The sequence below is a fragment of the Rodentibacter rarus genome (genome assembly GCF_001998965.1).
In the GTDB taxonomy this organism is placed as follows: Bacteria; Pseudomonadota; Gammaproteobacteria; order Enterobacterales; family Pasteurellaceae; genus Rodentibacter; species Rodentibacter rarus.
Genome location: NZ_MLHJ01000063.1, coordinates 1 through 3,481, shown reverse-complemented (window position 1 = coordinate 3,481; position 3,481 = coordinate 1). Strand labels below are relative to the sequence as shown.

The 3,481-nt window shown below is 45.1% G+C and carries 2 protein-coding genes; one reads left to right on the top strand and one right to left on the bottom strand.

Going from position 1 to position 3,481, the window contains the following annotated elements; translation table 11 throughout:
* Positions 1-35: 35 nt before the first annotated feature.
* On the bottom strand, positions 36-2,660 hold the full coding sequence (gene adhE, locus BKK50_RS07140; RefSeq protein WP_077416710.1) for a bifunctional acetaldehyde-CoA/alcohol dehydrogenase: 2,625 nt from the start codon (positions 2,658-2,660) through the stop codon (positions 36-38).
* Between the two features lie 217 nt (positions 2,661-2,877).
* On the opposite strand from adhE, the gene BKK50_RS07135 reads away from it, so the two are divergent.
* Positions 2,878-3,441, top strand: coding sequence for an acetate uptake transporter (locus BKK50_RS07135; RefSeq protein WP_077416708.1), 564 nt, complete (start codon positions 2,878-2,880; stop codon positions 3,439-3,441).
* The last annotated feature ends 40 nt before the right edge of the window (positions 3,442-3,481 follow it).

Genomic DNA, 3,481 nt, shown 5'->3' with positions numbered 1-3,481 from the left:
TTAAAGTGCGGTTATTTTTCGCAAGGTTTTAACGTTTAATAATCTTCAGGATTATAACCATGGTAGGCGCGCGTTAAAATCTCTTCCATATCCGCCACTAACGGCAAGCGTGGGTTCGCCGGTGAACATTGGTCTTCAAAGGCGAGCAATGCCACATCGCGGCGGGCATCCATCCACGCTTTTTCGTCCAAGCCTTGGGCTTTGAAGGACATTTTAATACCACAGCGTTCCGCTAAATCATAGCAGGCTTGGGCGAAGGATTTCACCCCTTCTTCCGGTGTTGCGCAAGGCAAACCGAGCATACGGGCAATATCTTGGTATTTCACATCCGCTTTGTAGTAGTTATATTTTGGCCAAGTTGCGGTTTTTTCCGGACGAGTACCGTTATAACGAATCACATGCGGCATTAAAATGGCGTTGGTACGTCCGTGTGGTGTATGGAAACGCCCCCCGATTTTGTGTGCCAGAGAGTGGTTCATCCCCAAGAAAGCGTTGGCAAATGCCATCCCTGCCATAGTAGAGGCGTTGTGCATTTTTTCCCGAGCTTCTGGATCTTTTTCTTTCACGGAACGCTCTAGGTTTTCAAAGACCAATTTAATGGCTTGTAACGCTAAGCCGTCAGTAAAGTCGTTAGCAAGCACAGAAACATAAGCTTCCGTTGCGTGGGTGAGCACATCCAGACCGGTATCCGCCGCAACATTCGCCGGTACGGTCATCACGAGAGCCGGATCCACAATTGCCACAGTCGGTGTTAAAGAATAATCAGCGATTGGATATTTTTTATCGCCTTCGGTAATCACCGCAAATGGTGTCACCTCAGAACCGGTGCCGGAAGTGGTTGGGATACCGATAAAGCGAGCTTTACGTCCTAATTGTGGGAATTTGAACGCACGTTTGCGAATATCCATAAATTTTTGCACAAGATCACGGAAATCCACTTCAGGTTGCTCATAGAATAACCACATTACTTTTGCGGCATCCATTGCGGAACCCCCACCAAGAGCAATGATGGTATCCGGTTGATAGCTGCGTAATAATTCGGTACCACGGCGCACGGTTTCGATAGATGGATCCGGTTCAACATCCGCAAAAAGTTGGTAGGTAACGTGGTTGCCACGCGCGGTAATTTGCTCGGCAATTTTTTCGACAAAGCCCAGATCCACCATAGTGCGGTCGGTAACAATTACCACACGTTCCATCCCTTTCATTGATTGTAAATATTGGATTGAATCCCGTTCAAAGTAGATTTTTGAAGGTACTTTAAACCATTGCATATTATTTCTCCGTCTTCCCACACGTTTTATATTAATTAAATTGACCGCACTTACGTTGTTGCCCACCGAGTTCTTGCCGTAAGAACCGCAACCAAGTGTGAGGGAAGGAAGGAAGGAGTTATACACATCACCGATGCCGCCGAAGGTGGAAGGCGAATTCCAAATGACACGAATGGCTTTAACACGTTCGCCAAATTCTTTTGCCAATTCGGCATTGTTGGTGTGAATTGCCGCAGAGTGACCCAATCCGTGGAATTCGACCATTTGTTCTGCCTTATTTAAGCCGTCCTCAGTCGAGGTGGCTTTCACTAGGGCAAGTACCGGCGATAATTTTTCACGGGTAAGCGGTTCTTTTTCGCCCACTTCTTTACATTCAGCCAGTAAAATATTGGTGCGTGGCGGCACTTTGAATCCCGCTTGTTCTGCAATCCAAGTGGCAGGTTTACCCACGACATTGGCGTTAAGTTTTGCACCGGCACAGTTTTTGCTGTCTGCTTTTACGCCAAACATCAATTCTTCCAACATCGCTTTTTCTTTTTTATTCACCAAATATACGCCGTAAGATTGCATTTCTTTTACAAAATCGGCGTAGATTTCTTCATCAACAATAGCGGCTTGTTCGGATGCACAGACCATACCGTTATCAAAGGATTTTGACATCACAATATCATGCACGGCTTGTTTTAAATTCGCAGATTTTTCCACATAAGCCGGCACATTCCCTGCCCCTACGCCAAGAGCCGGCTTTCCGCAAGAATAGGCGGCTTCCACCATAGCGTTACCGCCGGTGGCTAAAATGGTCGCAATACCGGGATGTTTCATTAAAGCGGACGTGCCTTCCATTGACGGATGCTCGATCCATTGGATACAGTTTTTCGGTGCACCTGCCGCCACCGCTGCTTCATAAACAATACGTGCCGCATGAGCGGAAGATTGTTGTGCTGAGGGGTGGAACGCAAACACGATAGGATTACGGGTTTTTAACGCAATGAGTGATTTGAAAATCGCTGTTGAGGTTGGGTTGGTGGTTGGCGTGACACCGCAAATCACACCGACAGGATCGGCAATTTCAGTAATCCCAGTGACATCATCTTCACTGATCACGCCCACGGTTTTTAAATTGCGCATATTGTTGACCACATATTCACAAGCGAACAGGTTTTTGGTGGCTTTGTCTTCAAATACGCCACGACCGGTTTCTTCGTAGGCGTGCATCGCAAGCACACCGTGTTGATCCAAGGCGGCAACAGAGGCTTTCGCCACAATATAGTTGATCTGTTCTTGGTTGAGTTGACGAAACTCCTCCAATGCAACTAAGCCTTTTTCTACCAAAGCATTCACTTCTGCTTGAGCCGGGCTGATTGCGTTTTCAACTGCATTACTCATAGTTTTCTCCTAATATTTTTTTAAAGTTTAACTAAAGAGGATTATACGCCTTCATTTCTGTGATCTCGATCACATTAAAGACCTATTTAATGAAAAGCTGATCTTGATCAATCCCATTGATATAGGGCAAATTTTTTTCTATTTTATTCTTTATTTCCGAGCAGGATTTCGCCATAATGCACGACTTTCATACTCAAAATTATTAAGGAAAAAATTTATGTCAGCGAAAGAGGGTTTAGCGAATCCGGGTCCCCTCGGGTTATGTGGGTTTGCATTAACGACTTGGTTATTATGTTTAATCAATGCAGGGATTTTTGATAGTTCCAACCTCGGTTTGGTATTCGGTATGGCATTTGCTTTTGGCGGTACCGCTCAAATGATCGCAGGGATGTTTGAGTTTAAAAAAGGCAACACTTTTGGATTTACCGCATTTATCAGCTATGGCGCATTCTGGTGGTCTTGGGCGTTATTTGTGGCGTTCTTTAAAGGAGAAACCTCGGCGCAATTTGTCGGCTGGTATCTAGGCTGTTGGGGAACGTTCACGCTAATGATGTTCTTCGCAACTTTCCCAAAACCGCGTGCATTACAAGCGATTTTCTTCTTTTTAACCTTAACCTTTTACGCATTAGCCATTGGTGATGCCACAGGCAATCACGCCATTGTGAATATCGGGGGATATTTAGGGTTAATCACTGCACTTTGTGCCTTCTATTTAGCGGCGGCTGAAGTATTAAATGAGTCTTACGGTAGAACCGTGCTACCAATAGGCGAGAAAAAATAGTTTCTTATGATAGATTAAACAAAAAGTGCGGTCATATTTT

Coding starts and splice junctions, on each gene's coding strand:
- adhE (WP_077416710.1), bottom strand. CDS start 2,660: ATGAGTAATGCAGTTGAAAACGCAATCAGCCCGGCTCAAGCAGAAGTG.
- BKK50_RS07135 (WP_077416708.1), top strand. CDS start 2,878: ATGTCAGCGAAAGAGGGTTTAGCGAATCCGGGTCCCCTCGGGTTATGT.